At 60.4% G+C, this 19339-nt stretch carries 13 protein-coding genes and 4 pseudogenes; 9 read left to right on the forward strand and 8 right to left on the reverse strand.

Going from position 1 to position 19339, the window contains the following annotated elements; genetic code table 11:
- The first annotated feature begins 40 nt into the window (after positions 1-40).
- From ACLB0R_RS16470 to ACLB0R_RS16480, 3 genes and pseudogenes are all read left to right on the forward strand, one after another.
- Positions 41-202, forward strand: a complete 162-nt coding sequence (locus ACLB0R_RS16470; RefSeq protein WP_171007697.1) for a hypothetical protein — start codon at positions 41-43, stop codon at positions 200-202.
- A pseudogene (locus ACLB0R_RS16475) lies at positions 127-510 on the forward strand (TIGR02391 family protein); the annotation flags it as partial. The gene ACLB0R_RS16470 and the pseudogene ACLB0R_RS16475, both read left to right, overlap by 76 nt.
- A gap of 104 nt (positions 511-614) precedes the next feature.
- Entirely contained in the window at positions 615-1532 is a 918-nt protein-coding gene (locus ACLB0R_RS16480) for a hypothetical protein (RefSeq protein ID WP_212742244.1), read from the forward strand.
- A 202-nt stretch (positions 1533-1734) separates the two neighbouring features.
- Here ACLB0R_RS16480 and ACLB0R_RS16485 read toward each other — a convergent pair.
- Positions 1735-3098 (reverse strand): IS3 family transposase gene (locus ACLB0R_RS16485; protein WP_416644402.1). Its coding sequence is split into 2 segments (ribosomal slippage): positions 1735-2748 and positions 2751-3098, totalling 1362 coding nucleotides; the frame shifts between segments, so codons are not numbered across the junction.
- Positions 3099-3628: 530 nt separating this feature from the next.
- The gene (locus tag ACLB0R_RS16490; protein ID WP_126849514.1) at positions 3629-4252 is read right to left on the reverse strand and encodes a GntR family transcriptional regulator; all 624 of its coding nucleotides are present in this window, start codon (positions 4250-4252) and stop codon (positions 3629-3631) included.
- Positions 4253-4509: 257 nt separating this feature from the next.
- Between ACLB0R_RS16490 and ACLB0R_RS16495 the strand changes: the two genes are divergently transcribed.
- Entirely contained in the window at positions 4510-6909 is a 2400-nt protein-coding gene (locus ACLB0R_RS16495; RefSeq protein WP_416644401.1) for a TonB-dependent receptor, read from the forward strand.
- Between the two features lie 201 nt (positions 6910-7110).
- Here the strand turns inward: ACLB0R_RS16495 and istB (ACLB0R_RS16500) are convergent, their stop codons facing one another.
- The 3 genes and pseudogenes from istB (ACLB0R_RS16500) to ACLB0R_RS16510 all read right to left on the reverse strand — a co-directional run bounded on the left by istB (ACLB0R_RS16500) (position 7111) and on the right by ACLB0R_RS16510 (position 10058).
- Entirely contained in the window at positions 7111-7878 is a 768-nt protein-coding gene (istB, locus tag ACLB0R_RS16500) for an IS21-like element helper ATPase IstB (RefSeq protein WP_416644400.1), read from the reverse strand.
- Positions 7868-8443: pseudogene (locus tag ACLB0R_RS16505) on the reverse strand (Mu transposase domain-containing protein); the annotation flags it as partial. The pseudogene ACLB0R_RS16505 and the gene istB (ACLB0R_RS16500), both read right to left, overlap by 11 nt.
- A gap of 52 nt (positions 8444-8495) precedes the next feature.
- Entirely contained in the window at positions 8496-10058 is a 1563-nt protein-coding gene (locus ACLB0R_RS16510) for an ISL3 family transposase (protein WP_416642936.1), read from the reverse strand.
- A gap of 103 nt (positions 10059-10161) precedes the next feature.
- On the opposite strand from ACLB0R_RS16510, the pseudogene ACLB0R_RS16515 reads away from it, so the two are divergent.
- A pseudogene (locus tag ACLB0R_RS16515) lies at positions 10162-10359 on the forward strand (IS21 family transposase); the annotation flags it as partial.
- A gap of 37 nt (positions 10360-10396) precedes the next feature.
- Here the strand turns inward: ACLB0R_RS16515 and ACLB0R_RS16520 are convergent.
- Positions 10397-11611 carry an IS256-like element ISSpma2 family transposase gene (locus tag ACLB0R_RS16520; protein WP_416644399.1) on the reverse strand — a complete coding sequence of 405 codons (1215 nt, stop codon included), beginning with the start codon at positions 11609-11611 and terminating at the stop codon, positions 10397-10399.
- A gap of 49 nt (positions 11612-11660) precedes the next feature.
- Between ACLB0R_RS16520 and istA (ACLB0R_RS16525) the strand changes: the two genes are divergently transcribed.
- Both istA (ACLB0R_RS16525) and istB (ACLB0R_RS16530) read left to right on the forward strand, forming a co-directional pair.
- Positions 11661-12854, forward strand: coding sequence for an IS21 family transposase (istA, locus tag ACLB0R_RS16525; protein ID WP_434953877.1), 1194 nt, complete (start codon positions 11661-11663; stop codon positions 12852-12854).
- Positions 12844-13104 (forward strand): annotated as a pseudogene (istB, locus tag ACLB0R_RS16530) (IS21-like element ISRsp3 family helper ATPase IstB); the annotation flags it as partial. The gene istA (ACLB0R_RS16525) and the pseudogene istB (ACLB0R_RS16530), both read left to right, overlap by 11 nt.
- 73 nt (positions 13105-13177) lie before the next feature.
- Here istB (ACLB0R_RS16530) and ACLB0R_RS16535 read toward each other — a convergent pair.
- Positions 13178-14538, reverse strand: a protein-coding gene (locus ACLB0R_RS16535) for an IS3 family transposase (protein WP_145206737.1) whose coding sequence is annotated in 2 segments (ribosomal slippage) — positions 13178-14191 and positions 14194-14538 — 1359 coding nt in all. Because the reading frame shifts where the segments join, the coding sequence is not laid out codon by codon here.
- A 67-nt stretch (positions 14539-14605) separates the two neighbouring features.
- Here ACLB0R_RS16535 and ACLB0R_RS16540 point away from each other — a divergent pair.
- The gene (locus tag ACLB0R_RS16540; RefSeq protein ID WP_416644397.1) at positions 14606-15604 is read left to right on the forward strand and encodes an IS110 family transposase; all 999 of its coding nucleotides are present in this window, start codon (positions 14606-14608) and stop codon (positions 15602-15604) included.
- A gap of 551 nt (positions 15605-16155) precedes the next feature.
- Here the strand turns inward: ACLB0R_RS16540 and ACLB0R_RS16545 are convergent.
- Positions 16156-17400, reverse strand: coding sequence for a hypothetical protein (locus tag ACLB0R_RS16545; protein WP_371422172.1), 1245 nt, complete (start codon positions 17398-17400; stop codon positions 16156-16158).
- A gap of 429 nt (positions 17401-17829) precedes the next feature.
- On the opposite strand from ACLB0R_RS16545, the gene istA (ACLB0R_RS16550) reads away from it, so the two are divergent.
- The coding region (gene istA, locus ACLB0R_RS16550; protein ID WP_434953878.1) for an IS21-like element ISRsp3 family transposase at positions 17830-19339 on the forward strand (1510 nt) is incomplete at its 3' end.

Consider the following 19339-nt stretch of genomic DNA (forward strand, 5'->3'; position numbering starts at 1 on the left):
GTCTTGATCAGGCTAGGCCCCAGTTGCGAAGGAAGAAGCGATGCATATCGGCGAACGGATGCTTGCCGTCGTGCATAATCGTGAACTGCCGCTCGATCATCCGCTGCGTAGCAGGTTTGAGCCGGCCATCCCGATGTTCTTGCCTTCTGCCGGGTTGAGCTTCTCGCCGACAATTATTCTCATTCCGCGCAGGAAGCTGTGAAGAGCGTAGCGGACAAAATGCGCCGACTTTCGGGACTCACCGATGACGGCAGTGACTTGGTCGACAAGTCGCTTGGCGGCGATGCCCCGCGCATCACGATCAACGCGGGTTCTACGGTGAGCGAGAAGAGCGAACAGAGCGGCTTTGCAAATCTCGTAAAAGGAGCATTCGGCATGTTCCGCAATCCCACTGCCCATGAAGCTCGCATCCACTGGACTATGACGAAAGACGATGCCGAGGATCTGGTGACGATTGTTTCTCTAATCCATCGCCGGCTTGACGTCGCGCATAGGCCGCCCTGCCCTTGATGGCTTCGGTGCGTTCCTATTCTCGTTACGGCCTAACCGACTGGAGCAGCCGTCACCGGCGGCGATCCGCGAGGATGGCGCAGCGCGCAGGCAACATGTGACTGGTGGATTTGGGTTGGAAGCTCGATACACCACTACTTTCAAGAACCGGCACGGAAGTCATCAGAATGCCTCTAAAGATTAAGACCTCCCAAACGCCGGAGTGCCTTTTTTCTGAATGGTCGATAACCACGAAAAACCGGCACAAACTCGTCGAGATAGTCGCCTACCTGTATTTGAGGCAGGAGGAAAATGCGATGCGCGTCATTGGCGCTCTCGAACCGCGACGACGGGCTCCAAAGGGTAGGGTCGCACAGAATGTCGTGCGGAAACTTACGGCGCCACATGCTGAGGATGTCGAACTATTTCGAAACGGGACAGACAAGGAGAAGGAATCCGCGAAAAAAAGGATGCATATCTCGATGATCCATCGCGACGGCTTGCTGTTCCAGCATGTGTCCTGGGTCGCAGCGAGGATGGCCGTTCCGAACGGATACATGACGGCGCCACAAGTGCGGCAGGCTGACAAGGGATTTGACGGGTTCATTGTGGATTTGGACGATGACGGCGAAGAAATCGTCCGGATCGTGCTGTGCGAGGACAAGGCCTCGAAATCGCCACGCGGTCTGATCACCTCGAAAGTTTGGACCGATATTGAAGCGATCCTGCGCGGTGAACGTGACGACGAGATCCTTGCCGACCTCGTGACGCTTCTCAAGAGCGTGCCGGGGATCGACGCCGAGACCGCAGTTGATGAGGTGTTCTGGGAAGGGGCACGGGAGTTCAGGGTCGCGGTGGCAACAGGAGAAAACCAACGCAAGGATGGTGAGTTCCAGCACATCGTCGCTGGCTTCAAAGCCGTAGCGGGTGGCGCGAAATCGTCCCGATCCGCCGGAGTGTTAGCGTTCGATGAGGTTCGAAAAGGGCTTGCTCTTCTTGCTGACGAGGTAGCTGCCAAGGTGGTGGAGATCACCGATGTTTGACTCTAGCTCGCGCGCGCTCCTGAGGCAGGCGCCGGATCTGCCAGGCTTGGACCCTGAGGCATTGGATGAACTTCTCACCGCCGCCCACATCGAACTGTCGACGATACGCCTGCTGGCCAGAGAAGGAGTGTCCGTCGTCAGAACATTTGGCGCAGATCGCGGCGTAAATTAGCGGAGTGCGGGCCTCGTCTGGGGGTTGATGTTAGGCGGCGAGCCTGCGGTGCTGCAAGCGCCGATGTTCGATGGTCTGTCGCTTTATCATTTCGCGCTGTTGGATGATGGCTGGTGCCCTGCCGAAGTAGGCGTCGGCGGGCGTCACGTTGTTCAGGCTCTCGTGGTAACGCTGTTGATTGTAGTGCTCGACGAAGGCCTCGATCTGGGCCTCGAGATCGCCGGGCAGGAAGTAGTTCTCCAGCAGGATGCGGTTTTTCAGGGTCTGGTGCCAGCGCTCGATCTTGCCCTGGGTTTGGGGATGACACGGGGCGCCGCGCACATGGCTCATCTTCCGGGCCTCGATGTATTCCGCCAGTTCGCCGGCGATGTAGCTGGGGCCATTGTCGGACAGCAGCCTGGGCTTGTGCAGCACCGTGGCGCTGTCGCAGCCGGAAGCCGCCAGGGCGAGGTCCAGCGTGTCGGTCACGTCCTCGGCCCGCATGTTGGTGCACAGCTTCCAGGCGATGATGTAGCGCGAGAAGTCGTCGAGCACGGTCGACAGGTACATCCAGCCCCATCCGATGATCTTGAAGTAGGTAAAATCAGTCTGCCACATCTCGTTTGGCCGGGTGGTCTTGGTATGGAACTGATCGGCCGCCTTGATCACGACATAGGCCGGGCTGGTGATCAGGTCGTGGGCCTTGAGCAGCCGGTAAACCGTTGCTTCCGAGACGAAGTAGCGCTTCTCGTCGGTGAAGCGTACCGCCAGCTCGCGCGGTGACAGCTCGCTGTAATCCAACGCCATCTCGACGATCTGATCCTGGATATCGTCGCCGATGCGGTTCCACACCCGGCTCGGCGCCGATGGCCGATCCGCCAGCGCCTCCGGCCCACCTTCGACGAAGCGATCATACCAGCGGTAGAAGGTCCGGCGGGGGATGCCGAGCTGGTCCAGCGTGCGCTTGGCGGGCAGGTGCGACTGCTCGACGATCCGGATGATCTCAAGCTTTTCGGATGCGGGATACCTCATTCGTCGTCGCCCCCATCCGCGATCATGCTTTTTTTGAGCAGACGGTTTTCGAGTGTCAGGTCGGCAACGCATTCCTTCAGGGCGCGGGCTTCGCGGCGCAGGCCCTGCACCTCGCCGGTGGTTGCGGCGCGGGCGGTGTCGCCGGCCAGACGGCGCTTGCCCGCTTCCATAAACTCCTTCGACCAGGTGTAATACAGGCTCTGGGCGATGCCTTCCTTGCGGCACAGCTCGGCGATACTGTCCTCGCCGCGCAGCCCATCGAGCACGATGCGGATCTTGTCCTCGGCCGAGAAATGGCGACGCGTCTGCCGCCGAATATCCTTCACCACCCGATCAGCAGGGGCCTTCACCGGCGATTTTCTCAAGGAGGGTTGGGCCTTCATCTTCGTTCCTTCGTCACTGCGACGAAGCCCCAACCCTCCTTAAATCACAACCTCAAATCTGTGCCATTGGTGCTGACGGCGGACAGCGACTGGCAACCTTGGCCCACTGGTTGAACGAAATCTTGACGAGGATCGCATCGTCCAGGACGACAGCCGTGAAGTTGCCGCCGATCTGTTACTTCGGGAATGTGCCCGAGTAGTACAGGCACTCGGGCATGAGGCACGGGGCCAAGCGGAACTCGACATCGACATCCGCGGACGACTTGAACGCGTCATCCGTCTTTCCGAGGCCACCATCGTCGATATCAGCCATGGAGTAGGAGGGGCAGCCCACTTCCAGTTCGCGGGCCCGCACCACCTTGCCTCGCTCCTCAGCCGTCTCATCGACGGGGTCCAGGAAGCAATGCTTGTAAGAATACCGGCGCCGTCTGGAGCTAATTCGGAGGCATGGTCTGGGTGGCTGCACTCGCAGGCGCAGTCGCGTCCCTTCCTCTGGATCAATCACCTCAAGGCCGTCAGGACCGGCTACCTTAATGGACGCTTGTAGATCCGCGGAAATAATCGACAACTTCGTAAGCGCGATAGGCATCGCTCATCGACATGCCTTGGCGCACATAACGCGGCCATTCAGGAAACCTAAGGGCAGACACATACGTGTGACCCAGGCTGATGGGCACGCCATCTGCCAGGCTGCGCTGAAGTACCCGATGAACCGGAGCCCCCTCTGTCAGTTCGAGGGCCTGGGCGATTGCTGGTGATGCCGGGACAATTTCGTCCGAGAGGATCTCTCCGTCCGGTTCCACGCCTTCAGACAAAAGATTCTGACGAAACCGCGCTCGGCGCCCGACACGATAATTCAGCTTTGACGCTGATTCGACAAACGTCCCGCGTCCTTGCTCGACACGTAGCTTGCCGTCGACAGCGAGTGCTTCCACAGCCCTTCGAACAGCATACCGCGTCGCCCCAAACAGGGAGCAGAGCTCAGGCTCCGTCGGTAGCTTGGCGCCAGGCTTGAGCACGCCATTCTGGATTTCTGTCGAGATGGCGTCGCGGATCGTCTGCCACCCGGAATTCCGAGGTGCCGCATCATTCGGATGATTCATGATCCGTTCGTAGCACGATATCATTCGAATGTTAAATCCGACATCGATCACGGACCTTTAGTTGTTCGTCGAAGGTTGGCTGGTAAAACTCGCGGAAATCTGCGGACTTTTGCGAACGTCTGACCTGCGATCGTCAAATCATTCGGATGAATTTTTCCCCATGTCGTGAAACTATCATAATCCAACACTAGCACTAGCGGGACATTCGAATGTTTCAGGGATGTCCCGGCGCGCAGGCCGGGGCGGGCCGGGGGCACGGTCAGCTGCGCGGACCAATCGGTTCAAACATGGATTTCACGAGGGTTCAAATGACTGTTTCCGCAACCGAATTGCTGGAGCGCTACGACTCCACCACAAATAAGTCGCACTATTCATCCGAACGAGTTTTCGGCGCCCGTCGCGCCAGCCTCCTTGGCGCGGCCTGCATCGTGGCTCTTGGCATTTGCGCTCAGCCAGCCATCGCAGACGAAGCCGCCGCTGACAGCGATGGCTCCGATATCGTCGTGACGGCAACCAAGCGCCGTGAAGAGATCTCGAAGGTGCCTATCAGCGTCGAGGCCTACAATCCCGAAGCGCTGGAAAAATCAGCCATCCGCAGCGTGTCCGACCTCGCCCAGATGACGCCGGGCGTCCAGTTCGACAAGTCGGCCGGAATCTATGGCGGCGGTGCGCTGACCAACATCGCCATCCGGGGCATCAACTCGTCCGTCGGTCACTCCACGACCGGTATCTATATCGACGATACCCCGATCCAGGCGCGTGCCACGTTGATTTCGGGCTTCGGCAATCCTCTGCCCCTGATGTTCGATGTGGATCACGTCGAAGTCGACCGCGGCCCCCAGGGCACGCTGTTTGGCGCAGGCGCAGAAGGCGGTGCGCTGCGCTTCATCAGCCCTGAGCCCGGTCTCGATCATTACACGGGTATGGCGCGTACCGAGCTCTCGTTCACGCAGGGCGGCAGCCCAAGCTACGAAGCCGGCGCCGCGCTCGGCGGGCCCATTGTCAATGACAAGCTCGGGTTCCGGGTCAGCGGTTGGTATCGCCACGACGGCGGTTACATCGACCGGGTCGATCCGTTCAACCTGAAGACCGTGCAGGCGAACTCGAATTTCTCCGACTCCTATGCGCTTCGCGCTGCAGTGACAGCAGCACCGACGGAGTGGCTGAAGATCACGCCGTCGATCTACTTCCAGAAGGTCAATACGAACGACAGCGCTGCGTACTACGAGTACCTTTCCGATCCGAGCGAAGGCAAGTTCAAGAACGGGCGTCTTCTGCGTCAGCCTAACCAAGATCAGTTCGTGCTTCCCTCGCTGAAGCTCGAAGCCGATTTAGGCGGTGTTACGTTGACCTCGGTCAGCTCGTACCTCGACCGCAAGGGCAGCGTGCTCGCTGACATCACCAGCTTCTATGGCGCGGTAACTGTCGGTTATGGCAACCCGATGGGCCTCGCCTATCCCGCGCGCCAAACCGACGCGGCCTGGAAGGATGTCACCACCTCGCTGCACCAGTTCACGCAGGAAGTGCGTCTTTCCTCCTCGAACCCGGATGCTGCGCTAAAGTGGACCGTTGGTGCATTCTACTCCGACAGCACCCAGCACGACACCCACGTTTCGATCGACCCGTATTATTCAGCCTACCTCGGCATGGATCCCTACGTGTCCGAGTTCACCGGCAGCCTCTACTCCTACGACAAGCAGATCGCAGGTTTCGGTCAGGTCGATTGGGAAGTGGTCAAGGGCCTGACGCTGACGGCAGGCGCTCGTATCGCGAGCACCAAATCGAGCTTCTACCAGGAGCAGAGCGGCTACTGGACCGGCGGCCTGTTCCCGGTTTCGAGCGGCAAGAACCACGAGAAGCCATTCACCCCCAAGGTGGGCGTGACCTATCATGCCAGCCCGAACCTCATGCTCTATGCATCGGCCGGCAAGGGCTACCGCGTCGGCGGCACCAACATCCCGATCCCGCTGCAGACCCAAGAGGGCGGCGTTGGCTGCCCGGTTCCCGCGCCGGCCTCCTTCAAGGCGGATTCGGTCTGGAGCTACGAAGCCGGTCTGAAGGGCAAGCTGTTCGGCGGCCGTCTGGGCGTGGACGCCAACGCCTTCCATATCGACTGGAACGACATCCAGCAGGGTGTCTATCTCCCGACCTGCGGCTACACCTACACGACCAACGCCGGCAAGGCTGAGGTCAACGGCTTCAATCTCACCCTCAATGCCAAGGTGACCGACGCGTTCAAGCTGGGCGTGTCCGCCAGCTACACGGGCACCCGCATGAAGGAGACGATCGAGCAGTACGGCGTCATCCTGAACACCAAGGGCGATGTCATCGGCTCACCGCCCTGGGTCAATTCGCCCTGGGACCTGCGCGCCACCGCGGAATATACCTTCGTCCTGCCCGGCGACATCGATGGCTATCTGCGTGCAGAAGATGTCTTCCACAGCCGTAATCCGGGACCGTTCAACTCGCAGAACCCGGCATCGCCGGTGCTCTACAAGCCCGACATCCCGGCAAACCCGGCGACTAACCAGCTCAACCTGCGTGCAGGCGTGAACTGGCAGAACGTCGATATCGCGCTCTTCATGACCAACGCGCTGAACGCCCATCCGGCACTTGGCCGCTTCCAGGACCTGGTGGGATCGGATCTCTTCACTGACACCACCTTCCGGCCCCGCACGATCGGCATGTCGGCATCGAAGCGGTTCTAAGTTCAATAATCACGGTCGGATCGGCGCTTGTCGATCCGACCTCTTAACCCGATTGCCGCCCAGATTTGCTAAGCATGATCTCGCAATGGGCGCTGGTCGTGTTGAGTAGCACCGAGAACTGACCCGGGATTTTCATTAAGAATTGACCCGGGTGGGCGTGGGTTATGTGCTGCCCATTGCGGGCGTGGTCAAGAGTTAGCTTTATCCCTTTCTGGATTTTGGGGTGGCGGAACTGGCCCTGAACCTGAAGCTGTCATTGCCGGTTTCGAGGATGTGGCAATGATGGGTGAGACGATCCAGCAGCGCGGTCGTCATCTTGGCATCGCCGAAGATGCTGGCCCATTCGCTGAAGCTCAGGTTGGTGGTGATCACGACGCTGGTGCGTTCATACAGCTTGCTGAGCAGATGGAACAGCAGGGCCCCGCCTGACGGGCTGAACGGCAGGTAGCCCAGCTCATCAAGGATGATCAGGTCGAGCTTGAGCAGGCGCTCGGCAAGTTGCCCTGCCTTGTTGGCCGCCTTTTCCTGATCGAGCGCATTGACCAGATCCACGGTGGCGAAGAAGCGCACTTTCCTGCGATGGTGCTCTACAGCCTGTACCCCAAGGGCGGTGGCAATGTGGCTTTTGCCCGTGCCGGCCCCGCCGATCAGCACCACATTGTCGGCACTGTCCATGAAGTCACCGCGGTGGAGCTGACGCACCAAGGCTTCGTTGATCCCGCTGGCGGCAAAGTCGAAGCCGGCCAGATCCTTGTAGGCCGGGAAGCGGGCAGCCTTGATCTGATAGGCGATCGAGCGGACCTCACGCTCGGCCATCTCTGCTTTGAGCAACTGGGACAGCATGGGGATGGCGGCTTCGAAGGCAGGTGCTCCCTGTTCGATCAGGTCGCCGACAGCCTGAGCCATGCCGTACATTTTGAGGCCTCGCAGCATCACGACCACGGCGGCGCTGGCGGGATCATGACGCATGGCGCATCTCCCTCAGCGTGTCGTAGCGCCCAACATCTGCCACGGGTTCCTGCGTCAGCGACAAGGCCTGCGGAGCATCAATGGGTGGTGCCGGTGGCGCCTTACCGTCGATCAGGCGGTGCAGCACATTGAGAACATGAGTTTTGGTTGCAACCCCATCCTCAAGCGCCAGTTCGACGGCGCGCAGGACGGCCTGTTCGTCATGGTGCAAAACAAGGGAGAGGATCTCGACCATCTCCTTGTCACCACCAAGTCGCTTGAGCAGTTGGGACTGCAATTGCCGGAAGGCTTCGGGCATCTCCAGGAACGGCGCGCCATTGCGCAAAGCGCCGGGTTTGCGCTGAACGACAGCCAGATAATGACGCCAGTCATAGATCGTACGTCCCGGTTTCTGGTGGGATCGGTCAATGATCCGCTCGTGTTCGCACAGGACCTGCCCTTCCGCGACGATGACAAGCCGCTCGGGGTACACGCGCAGACTGATGGGCCGGTTGGCGAAGGAGGCCGGCACGCTGTAACGGTTGCGCTCGAAGGCAATCAGGCAAGTGGGCGATACACGCTTGGTCTGTCAATCGGCGTTGAATATTGGCTCTGACTCATATTCCGTGCAATTCTGGTCATGCTGGCGCCATAACTCTGGCCTTGAGCAGGTCGATCTTCGCGCGCCCGTACATTTGCCGTTTTATCAACTTGAGGCGGTTGACGTTCCCTTCGACCTGTCCGCTGGACCAAGGGCTGGAAATGGCAGCGGCCACGGCATCCTTGTCGGCCTCCACGCCTGCTGCGAAGGCAGCGAGCTTGGTGCTGGCGGCCTTGGCGATCCACGGATCGAGGCGGGCCTCGTCCTTCGAGCGCATCATCGCGTGGAAACGGTCGAGAACGTCACGTGCCACGACCAGCGCGGGCACGGCCCGCTCGACCACAGCGTTGATCATCGCCGTCTGGGCCGATCCGGTGCCGCGTTCGGTCGTCATGCTACGGGCAATGGTGCGTGCGCTCATTGCGGCGCCGACGGCGTGGCCGAGTTTTTCGTCGCGCCGCCGGCGGGTGGCCCATTCGCTGACCACGCGCAGCGAACCGGCAAAGCCCGATGCCTTCAGTCGCCGCCACAGCTCTGCGCCCACCCTGCATCCGGCGCTCCATTCTGCCTCGAGTATGAGCGACCAGGCATCAAGCGAACTCTCCCGGCTACGAAAGGTATCGTGACGCTGGCCACGCAGGATTTTGCGGATGGTCTGGCGCGACACGCCGGTGGTGTGCGCCATGACCCTGATCGGCGTGCCTTGGCTGGCCAGATCCAGGATCTGCCGGTTGAGTGCCTCACGGATCTGCGCGCCGTCCCACTGCAGGCGTTCGGCACGGGTCAGGGTTGCGGGATCGACCGGCCCGGATGGCGCCAAGATCCGGCGCAAGCCAGGCATTTCCATGCGCACTGCTGCCAAAAAGGCTGCCGATGCGTTTTCGAAGAGATGCCAGCGGTCGGCGACCTGTTGCGCCTGTGGTGCCGCCTCGGTTGCCGCGGCGACATAGCCTGCGCCACGATCCCGGCAAATGGTCGCAACTTGCGGGTTCTCCTGCAGCCACGCCACGACGGTCTCGCGTTGCCGGTCGGGCAGCAGGTCGATGACCTGGCGGCGCTCCAGATCGACGATGATCGTGCCGTAGGTGTGCCCGCGCCGCCAGGCGAAGTCATCGATGCCGATGACCCGCGGGGGTGGCGCAGGTTCGGCCATCGGATCGCCATGACGCAGAACACGCAACATCGTGTCGCGCGACCACGGCACCGCCAGACGCGCCATCATCCGCGCGCCCGGTCTGCCGCCCAGCGCGACCGCCACCGCATGCAGCAGTGCCTCGCAACGCCCGACCCGCCGGCCATATCGGCGGGCGAACGCTGGTGGCAACGGTTCACTGAAGGTCGTGCGCGGGCATGGCGCATGGTTGCACCGCAAGCGCCGCACCTTGAGCCGGAGCTCAACTCTGGCACCGCTGATCGGCAAATCTGTCAGCGTGCGATCGTACGTGCTGTGGCGCGATCCCGACGGCGTGCCGCAATCCGGGCAGATCCCTTGCGATGCGGCCAGTCGACCGGACATCCGCACCATGCCCTCGACGATGGCCCTGCCTTCAACGATTAGTCCCGGTAACGACAGGCTGCTGTCCCATGCCTTTGCGACCACTGACATTCCTCCCCACTAACCATCAGCAGGAATCCAACAGTCCGCGCCCTGTCCTGTCAATTCTGCACGGAATATGAGTCAGAGCCAATTTTGCACGCCGGTCTACAAGCTGGGCTACGAGGGATCATACAGCCGTGTTGCCGCCTTCGCCCGCTCGTGGAAGACCGAACGCCAATATGAAAAGCAAACCAGTGGGCGCGGCACATTCGTACCGCTGATCTTCCAGCCCGGTGAGGCCTTTCAGTTCGATTGGAGTGAAGATTACGCCCTTCTGAATGGCCGGCCTACGGTCGCGTCCGTCAACGTGGTGTAATTTTGGCGGTGGCCATGGGTCATCGTCAGGCGGCCTTGGCGGTGATGTGTAGGGGCTGATTTTCCTCCTCGATCATGGATTGGTTGAGTTCGGCCATACCCTCGATCTGCATGTAGCGGTGCTGGAGTTGCCATTCGTCGTTCTGCTCGAGCAGGACGGCGCCGACGAGGCGGAGGATGCTGTCTTCGTTGGGGAAGATGCCGACGACATCGGCGCGGCGCTTGACCTCCTTGTTCAGGCGCTCGAGCGGATTGGTCGAGTGTAACTTCGTGCGGTGCTGGGTGGGGAAGCCGGTGTAGGCGAGCACGTCGGTTTCCGCCTCGTCCATGCAGGCGCCGAGCTTCGGCCAGCGGGTGCGCAATTGGTCGGCGACCTGCCGCCACACCTGCGTTGCGCTTTTCTGATCGGGCTGGAGGAAGACCTGGCGGATGGCGGCGGCGACCACGGTGTTCTGACCCTTGGGCACGTAGGACAGCGCGTTCCTCATGAAGTGGACGCGGCAGCGCTGCCAGGTGGCGCCCATGACGCGGGTGATCGCGCCCTTGAGGCCCTCGTGGGCGTCGGAGATGACCAGCTTCACGCCGGTCAGGCCGCGCCGGACCAAGTCCTTCAGGAAGTCCGACCAGAAGACCTCTGCCTCCGAGGGGCCGATATGCAGGCCGACGATCTCGCGCCGGCCCTCGGTGTTGACGGCCATGGCGATTATTGCGGCGACACTGATGATCCTGCCGCCTTCGCGCACCTTGAGGTAGGTCGCGTCGAGCCAGAGATAGGGCCACTCGCCGGCCAGCGGACGCTTCAGGAAGGCCTGGACGCGCTCGTCGATGTCCTTGCACAGCTTGGAGACCGTGGACTTGGAGATGCCGGTCATGCCCATGGCCTGGACCAGTTCATCGACCCTCCGGGTGCTGACGCCGCCGATCCACGCCTCCTGGATCACGGCGACCAGCGCCTTCTCGACCATCTTCCTGGGTTCGAGGAAGCCGGGGAAGTAGGATCCGGCGCGCAGCTTGGGGATCTTGAGGTTCAGCGTGCCGACCCGGGTATCGAGCGAGCGATCACGATATCCGTTGCGCCAGGTGGCGCGCTCACCCGATCGTTCATGCCGGCCGGCACCGATCAGGCCGTCGACATCGGCCTCCATGATCAGCTGCAGAACACTCTCGGCAATGGTGCGCAAAAAATCCGGTTGGCCGCCCTTCGCAGCCAGCTCTTCGATCAGTAATCTGTCCTCGGTCATCGGGAACTCCTCTTCGTCACGGTTGAAGTGTGCAAACTCCACCATAACGATGAGCCCGGTGGCCACCAGCAACGCCGCATTCCGGGGTGGGGCATGCCCCACCCCGGAATACACCGTCACCTACACCGGAAATTACACCACGAGCGCGGACGCTAGCCGGCCTACCAAGCTGCAGGTGGCCCATACCAAGCTCTCCCACAGTCGGGCGTTCATCACGCGAGCCTATCTGCTGCAAACGCACGAGATGTTGTTCGACGCACTGACGCAGGCCTTCCGGGTGCTGGGCGGCGTGCCTCAGCGTGGAATATTCGACAATATGAAGACGGCTGTAGACCGGATCGGCCAGGGCAAAGTCCGACAGGTCAATGCGCGGTTCGCTGCCATGGCCAGCCACTACCTGTTCGAAACGGATTTTTGCAATCCGGCCTCAGGCTGGGAGAAAGGTCAGGTCGAGAAAAACGTTCAGGATGCGCGTCGACGGTTATGGCAGCCAATGCCCAACTTCCCAGATCTTGATGCCCTCAATGCCTGGTTGGAAGAGCGGTGCATCGCACAATGGGGAGAAATCCAGCATGGCGTCCTCCCCGGCACAGTTGCCGATGTGCACGCCGTTGAGATTATCAGCCTGATGCCGATGGGGCGGGCCTTCGATGGCTTTGTCGAACATACCAAGCGCGTGTCGCCGACCTGCCTGATCGCGTTCGAGCGCAATCGCTATAGCGTTCCTGCATCCTTTGCGAACCGGCCAGTGAGCCTGCGGGTCTATCCTGATCGGTTGGTCATCGCGGCCGAGGGGCAAATCTTGTGCGAGCACAACCGGATTATCGACCGTTCTCACCAGAAGCCGGGGCAGACGATCTATGACTGGCGGCACTATCTGGCAGTTGTTCAGCGCAAGCCTGGCGCTTTGCGCAATGGGGCGCCATTCCTCGAAATGCCCGAAGCCTTCCGGCAACTGCAGGGGCATCTGCTCAAGCGGCTCGGTGGTGACAGGGAGATGGTCGAAATCCTCGCCCTTGTTCTACAGCATAACGAACAGGCTGTGCTCAGCGCCGTCGAACTGGCCCTCGAAGCTGGGGTGCCGACCAAAACCCACATCCTCAATGTTCTGCACCGCCTGATCGATGGCAAGGCTCCACCGGCATCCCCAATCGATGCCCCGCAGGCCCTGCGCCTCGCCCAGGAGCCTGTTGCCGATGTCGAACGCTACGACACGCTGAGGGCGTTACGCCATGCGTCATGATCCGGCCAGCGCCGCTGTGGTTGTCATGCTACGTGGCCTCAAAATGTATGGCATGGCGCAAGCCGCTGGTGATCTGATCGAGCAGGGCGCGCCAGCCTTTGATGCTGCCGTTCCGATCCTCTCACAGCTTCTCAAGGCGGAGATGTCCGAGCGGGAGGTCAGGTCCATTGCTTACCAGATCAAGGCAGCCCGGTTCCCGGCCTACAAGGATCTGGCAGGCTTCGACTTTGCCGTCAGTGAGGTCAACGATGTCCGTCGTCAGAACATTTGGCACAACTCGCGGCGTAAATTAGCGGAGTGCGGGCCTCGTCCTGGGGTTGATATTAAGCGGCGATCTTGCGGTGGAGCAAGCGGCGATGTTCGATGGTCTTCCGTTTGATCCTTTCGCGCTGTTTGATGATGGCATCGGCCCTGCCGAAGTAGGCGTCGGCGGGCGTCACGTTGTTCAGGCTCTCGTGGTAACGTCGGTGGTTATAATGCTCGACGAAGGCTTCGATCTGGGCCTCAAGGTCACCGGGCAGGAAGTAATTTTCGAGCAGGATGCGATTCTTGAGGGTCTGATGCCAGCGCTCGATCTTGCCCTGGGTCTGGGGATGCATCGGAGCGCCGCGCACATGGCTCATTTTCCGGGCCTCGATATATTCCGCCAGTTCACCCGCGATGTAGCTCGGGCCATTATCCGACAGCAGCCGAGGCTTGTGCAGCACCGTTGCGCTGTCGCAACCCGAGGCCTCGAGCGCGAGGTCCAGCGTGTCGGTGACATCCTCGGCTCGCATGTTGGTGCACAGCTTCCAGGCGATGATGTAGCGCGAGAAGTCGTCGAGCACGGTCGACAGATAGACCCAGCCCCAGCCAATGATCTTGAAGTAGGTGAAGTCGGTCTGCCACATTTCGTTCGGCCGCGTCGTCTTGGTGTGGAACGCATCGGCTGCCCTGATCACGACGAAGGCCGGGCTGGTAATCAGATCATGGGCCTTGAGCAGGCGATAAACCGTGGCCTCCGACACGAAGTAGCGCTTCTCGTCGGTGAAGCGCACCGCCAGTTCGCGGGGCGACAGATCGGTTGTATCCAGCGCCATGTCGATGATCTGCTGCTGGATATCGTCGCCGATGCGGTTCCACACCCGGCGCGGGGCCGATGGCCGATCCTCCAACGCCTCCGGGCCGCCTTCGAGATAGCGGTCGTACCAGCGATAGAAGGTCCGGCGCGGGATGCCCAACTGCTCCAGCGTGCGCCAGGCCGGGAGGTGCGACTGTTCGACGATCCGGATGATCTCCAGCTTCTCGGATGCAGGGTATCTCATTCGTCGTCGCCCCCATCCGCGATCATGCTTTTTTTAAGCAGGCGGTTCTCGAGGGTCAGGTCGGCCACGCATTCCTTCAGCGCACGGGCTTCCCGGCGCAGATCCTGGACCTCGCCGGTGGTTGCGGCACGGGCGGTATCGCCGGCGAGCCGGCGCTTGCCCGCTTCCATGAACTCCTTCGACCAGGTGTAGTACAGGCTCTGGGCGATCCCTTCCTTGCGGCACAGTTCAGCAATGCTGTCATCGCCGCGCAGGCCTTCAAGCACGATCCGGATTTTATCCTCGGCAGAGAAGTGCCGGCGTGTCGCCCGCCGGATGTCCTTCACCACCTGCTCCGCAGGAGCCTTCACCGATTTTTTCAAGGAGGATTTGGGCTTCATCTTATGGGATGGACGCCTCCTGCAACCTCAGGGAACGTTGCCGGGCTCAAAGCAAGGAGTCGGTGTTATGCAACTTTTGGCAGTCGACCTTGGAAAACAGTCGTTTCACATTCACGGCATTACAGGAGATGGCGAGATCATTTCCCGAAAGCTGAGCAGGGCAAAATTCCTGGATGCTGTAAAGCGCCTGAATCCGGCAATTGTGGCCATGGAAGCATGCGCCAGTGCCCACCACTGGGGGCGTGCGCTTGAGGCCCATGGGTGTACCATTCGCCTGATCCACCCACGTTTCGTCAAACCATTCGTGAAGGGCGCCAAGAACGACGCTGTCGATGCCGAAGCGATTTATGAAGCTGCGTCTCGCCCCACGATGCGCTTTGTGCCGGTCAAGACACTCGCCCAGCAGGATTTGCAAATGCTTCATCGGATGCGAGACCGGGTTGTTTGTGAACGCACCGCGCTGATCAACCACATTCGAGGCTTGCTTGGCGAGTATGGCGTCGTGCTTTCAGCAGGTGCCTTCAGATTCCGAAAGCAAATTACCGAGACGGTGGCCAGTGCGCCATTGACCGAACTCGCCTCCGATCTGTTCTCAGCCTTGATCAGCGAATTCCGCGCGCTCGATGAGCGAGTGGCCGATCTTGACCGAAAGCTCGTCGCCATTTGTCGCGACAATGAGCAGTGCCGTCGCCTGGCGACACTCCCAGGCGTTGGTCCTGTGATAGCAACCGCGCTCGTTGCAGCCGTCGATGATGGTCGGCATTTTTCTTCTGGTCGGGCGATGGCGGCTTGGGTCGGTTTGGTTCCCCGCCAATACACCACCGGCGGCAAGCCCAGGCTCGGTGGAATTGGCAAGAAGGCCAGTCATTATCTTCGGCGACAGCTGATCCACGGAGCACGAGCTGTGCTGCTCACAATTGCCAGGCGCAATGATCGGCTCGCCAAATGGGCGCAAGAACTGCTCGCGCGCGCTGGTCACAACAAAACAGCCGTCGCCATGGCCAACAAGACTGTCCGCATGGCTTGGGCGATGCTGCGTACCGAGAAGAATTTTCAAATGGCTTGATTGGGATTTGCTGCTCCGGCAGTGACAATGTGCGAGGTGAGAAATTGATGGTGCAACGGCAAGCGCCGCCCCTTCACAGCCTGCAAGGAACGATGGCCATCACAGGCCGCTCATCTTAAAAGGCATTGAAGAACGCGGATTCCCATCATGGCCCGGAGTTCTATCGCTCCAAACAGAGGCCGGATAGATTCACGCATAGTAAGCCGTTCGTACGATCGAAAAATCGCCTTGCGCAGGAGGCGTCCATAGATTCGTTCCTTCGTCACTACGACGAAGCCCAAATCCTCCTTAATTCACAACCTCAAATCTGTGCCATTGGCGCTGACGCCGGACAATCGAGCGAGCAGGCACCGGAGATGGCGTGAAGGATAGAACAACATTCCAAAATCCTTTCGAACAGGCGCAGCAGCACGCACCCCGGGCTGCCGACGTGATTGGGCGACAGCCGGGAAGCCGACTGCGTTGCGGTGAAATTGGGCGGAACGATCGTACAGTTTGCGGTGACCGCGCTAGGATCGAGCGCTCCGGTTCACCGATCCGATCGCACCAGCTTACGGGTCAGCTGCGGCGCCCGGCGGCCCGAAGCGCTGTCGAAAATCTTCCAGATCGAAGGCTATATCGTCGAGGCGCAGGAATTCCTCAGCGGGCATGCCGGGATGCTCTTTCCCATACCATTCGGCGTAGCGCGGCAGATCGGGTGCAAAACCCTTATAGTGGGTCGAATAAGCCCGAAGGTACAAGGTCGGCATGGCCGCAGCGAGATCGAACCGCAACAGCCGCAGCCACCCGTCGCCGATGCCGTCGATCACTCTCGCGGAAGAGCCGGTATCCTTGAGCGACTGCTTGCGGCCCTGATAATTGACCAGGAATTGGTAAACCTTGTGCCCGTGCTGGTTGAGGTCGATCCGGTGTCTCACGCCGTGGAAATGGCCATTGAGGGTCATCAGGATCTGGTCATGCCGCGAGATGAAGCGCTCCCACAGCCGCGCCGGACCAAAACGTCGGCTGTCCCGCAGCGTCATGTCCAAATAGACGATGGACGCGCGCTCGCCTTCTTCATTGAGAAACTCGTGGATGGAGACGATCGTCGGAAGGCCGGGGTAAGCATTGATGACGCCGTCAGCCCAGGCAAGCGTCTCCTCATTCGGGCACATTTCCAGGCCCAGATGAAGGAAGCGATAGCCGCCCGCGCTGAAGATCTGCGCCGAGCTGCATCCCTCGTCATGGAATGACACGTACCAGGCCTTTCCATCGAAGAACGGCGATGAGGCGCCGAATATGTTCGTCCAGTTCGCGAGCCCCGAGACCTGAAGGCCGCCAATCCCTTCGACCTTGTTGCCCTTGATACCTCCGCCAATTTCCGCCGGAAACTCGTGGTCCGTCCACAGATGATCATAATCGTGATTTCCCGGGATCACGCAGAACGGCAAACGATCGGCGATGATGTTCCAGGCAGCGCGAGCGGCGGGCATCTCGATCGAGAGCAACTGTTCAGGCGATGCAGGGAGCAAATCCTCGATCACCGGATTGCCGATCGCCCTCATGCCTCGGTCGAGACTGAGCTGGTCGGGCTCCGCAATGCTCGGATGCTGCCAATTGTCGCCAAGACCTGACACGAAGGCGATCTCGCCGCCCGCGCTCCGGGCATTGCGCGCAAGATAGGCCATCACATCGTACAGCATCTCGCGCGTGTCGAAGGGGAAGCCGCCTTCGCGCTGGTTGCGATGACTCACATAATTTTGCGTGTCGGACACGACCGCGATGGAGAAGGGCGCGCCGGCGGCATCGGAAAGCATCTCATCAAATCCTCGGGCTGACAGCCACGCGGCCATCGAGTCGTTAACGGAACGACCGTACAGTTACGATTCAATCGCGGCATTATTGTTACGAGAAGCAATCGCAGCCTCACCGAGCTTAAAATTCGGCGAAAAACTTTACGAGACCCGCGCAAGCCCCTATCTCGACATCAATCGTGAGCGAGTGCCGATCGGGAACGATCGTACATTGACAGAAGCAGGAGTGGTAGTTGGGTTCCGCGGCACCGGTCAATTCACCCGAGCAGACGACACGCCTTCGCGAGGCGGCTCTGGATTATGCTTGCCAGGAAGGTCTGGCTGTTGAGTTGCACTGAGAAGTGACCCGGGAGGGTTATAAGTTTTCACTGAGAATTGACCCATGTTTTCCTCGCCCCTGGCTGACAGTCAGGAGGCATCGGAGTGATCGACATGGACCTACTCAGTGTGATCCGCCGCTGGCATTTTCGGCAAGGCATCCCCATTCGCGAGATCCGGCGGCGGACTGGATTATCGCGCAACACGATCCGCAAATATCTGCGCGATGACGCGGTGGAGCCGACGTTCAAGGTTCCCAAACGGCCGAGCAAGCTTGATCAGTTTGCAGAAAAACTGACGACGTGGCTGCGGGTGGAATCTGGCAAGTCGCGCAAACAGAAGCGAACAGCCAAGCAGCTACATGCAGATCTGGTTAAGCTGGGCTACGAGGGATCATACAGCCGTGTTGCCGCCTTCGCCCGCTCGTGGAAGACCGAACGCCAATATGAAAAGCAAACCAGTGGGCGCGGCACATTCGTACCGCTGATCTTCCAGCCCGGTGAGGCCTTTCAGTTCGATTGGAGTGAAGATTACGCCCTTCTGAATGGCCGGCCTACCAAGCTGCAGGTGGCCCATACCAAGCTCTCCCACAGTCGGGCGTTCATCACGCGAGCCTATCTGCTGCAAACGCACGAGATGTTGTTCGACGCACTGACGCAGGCCTTCCGGGTGCTGGGCGGCGTGCCTCAGCGTGGAATATTCGACAATATGAAGACGGCTGTAGACCGGATCGGCCAGGGCAAAGTCCGACAGGTCAATGCGCGGTTCGCTGCCATGGCCAGCCACTACCTGTTCGAAACGGATTTTTGCAATCCGGCCTCAGGCTGGGAGAAAGGTCAGGTCGAGAAAAACGTTCAGGATGCGCGTCGACGGTTATGGCAGCCAATGCCCAACTTCCCAGATCTTGATGCCCTCAATGCCTGGTTGGAAGAGCGGTGCATCGCACAATGGGGAGAAATCCAGCATGGCGTCCTCCCCGGCACAGTTGCCGATGTGCACGCCGTTGAGATTATCAGCCTGATGCCGATGGGGCGGGCCTTCGATGGCTTTGTCGAACATACCAAGCGCGTGTCGCCGACCTGCCTGATCGCGTTCGAGCGCAATCGCTATAGCGTTCCTGCATCCTTTGCGAACCGGCCAGTGAGCCTGCGGGTCTATCCTGATCGGTTGGTCATCGCGGCCGAGGGGCAAATCTTGTGCGAGCACAACCGGATTATCGACCGTTCTCACCAGAAGCCGGGGCAGACGATCTATGACTGGCGGCACTATCTGGCAGTTGTTCAGCGCAAGCCTGGCGCTTTGCGCAATGGGGCGCCATTCCTCGAAATGCCCGAAGCCTTCCGGCAACTGCAGGGGCATCTGCTCAAGCGGCTCGGTGGTGACAGGGAGATGGTCGAAATCCTCGCCCTTGTTCTACAGCATAACGAACAGGCTGTGCTCAGCGCCGTCGAACTGGCCCTCGAAGCTGGGGTGCCGACCAAAACCCACATCCTCAATGTTCTGCACCGCCTGATCGATGGCAAGGCTCCACCGGCATCCCCAATCGATGCCCCGCAGGCCCTGCGCCTCGCCCAGGAGCCTGTTGCCGATGTCGAACGCTACGACACGCTGAGGGCGTTACGCC

Source organism: Sphingomonas sp. GlSt437, from assembly GCF_048015635.2.
In the GTDB taxonomy this organism is placed as follows: domain Bacteria; phylum Pseudomonadota; class Alphaproteobacteria; order Sphingomonadales; family Sphingomonadaceae; genus Sphingomonas.

Coding starts and splice junctions, on each gene's coding strand:
- ACLB0R_RS16470 (WP_171007697.1), top strand. CDS start 41: ATGCATATCGGCGAACGGATGCTTGCCGTCGTGCATAATCGTGAACTG.
- ACLB0R_RS16495 (WP_416644401.1), top strand. CDS start 4,510: ATGACTGTTTCCGCAACCGAATTGCTGGAGCGCTACGACTCCACCACA.
- istB (WP_416644400.1), bottom strand. CDS start 7,878: ATGCGTCATGATCCCGCCAGCGCCGCCGTGGTCGTGATGCTGCGAGGC.
- ACLB0R_RS16520 (WP_416644399.1), bottom strand. CDS start 11,611: ATGACCGAGGACAGATTACTGATCGAAGAGCTGGCTGCGAAGGGCGGC.
- istA (WP_434953877.1), top strand. CDS start 11,661: ATGAGCCCGGTGGCCACCAGCAACGCCGCATTCCGGGGTGGGGCATGC.
- ACLB0R_RS16540 (WP_416644397.1), top strand. CDS start 14,606: ATGCAACTTTTGGCAGTCGACCTTGGAAAACAGTCGTTTCACATTCAC.
- ACLB0R_RS16545 (WP_371422172.1), bottom strand. CDS start 17,400: ATGCTTTCCGATGCCGCCGGCGCGCCCTTCTCCATCGCGGTCGTGTCC.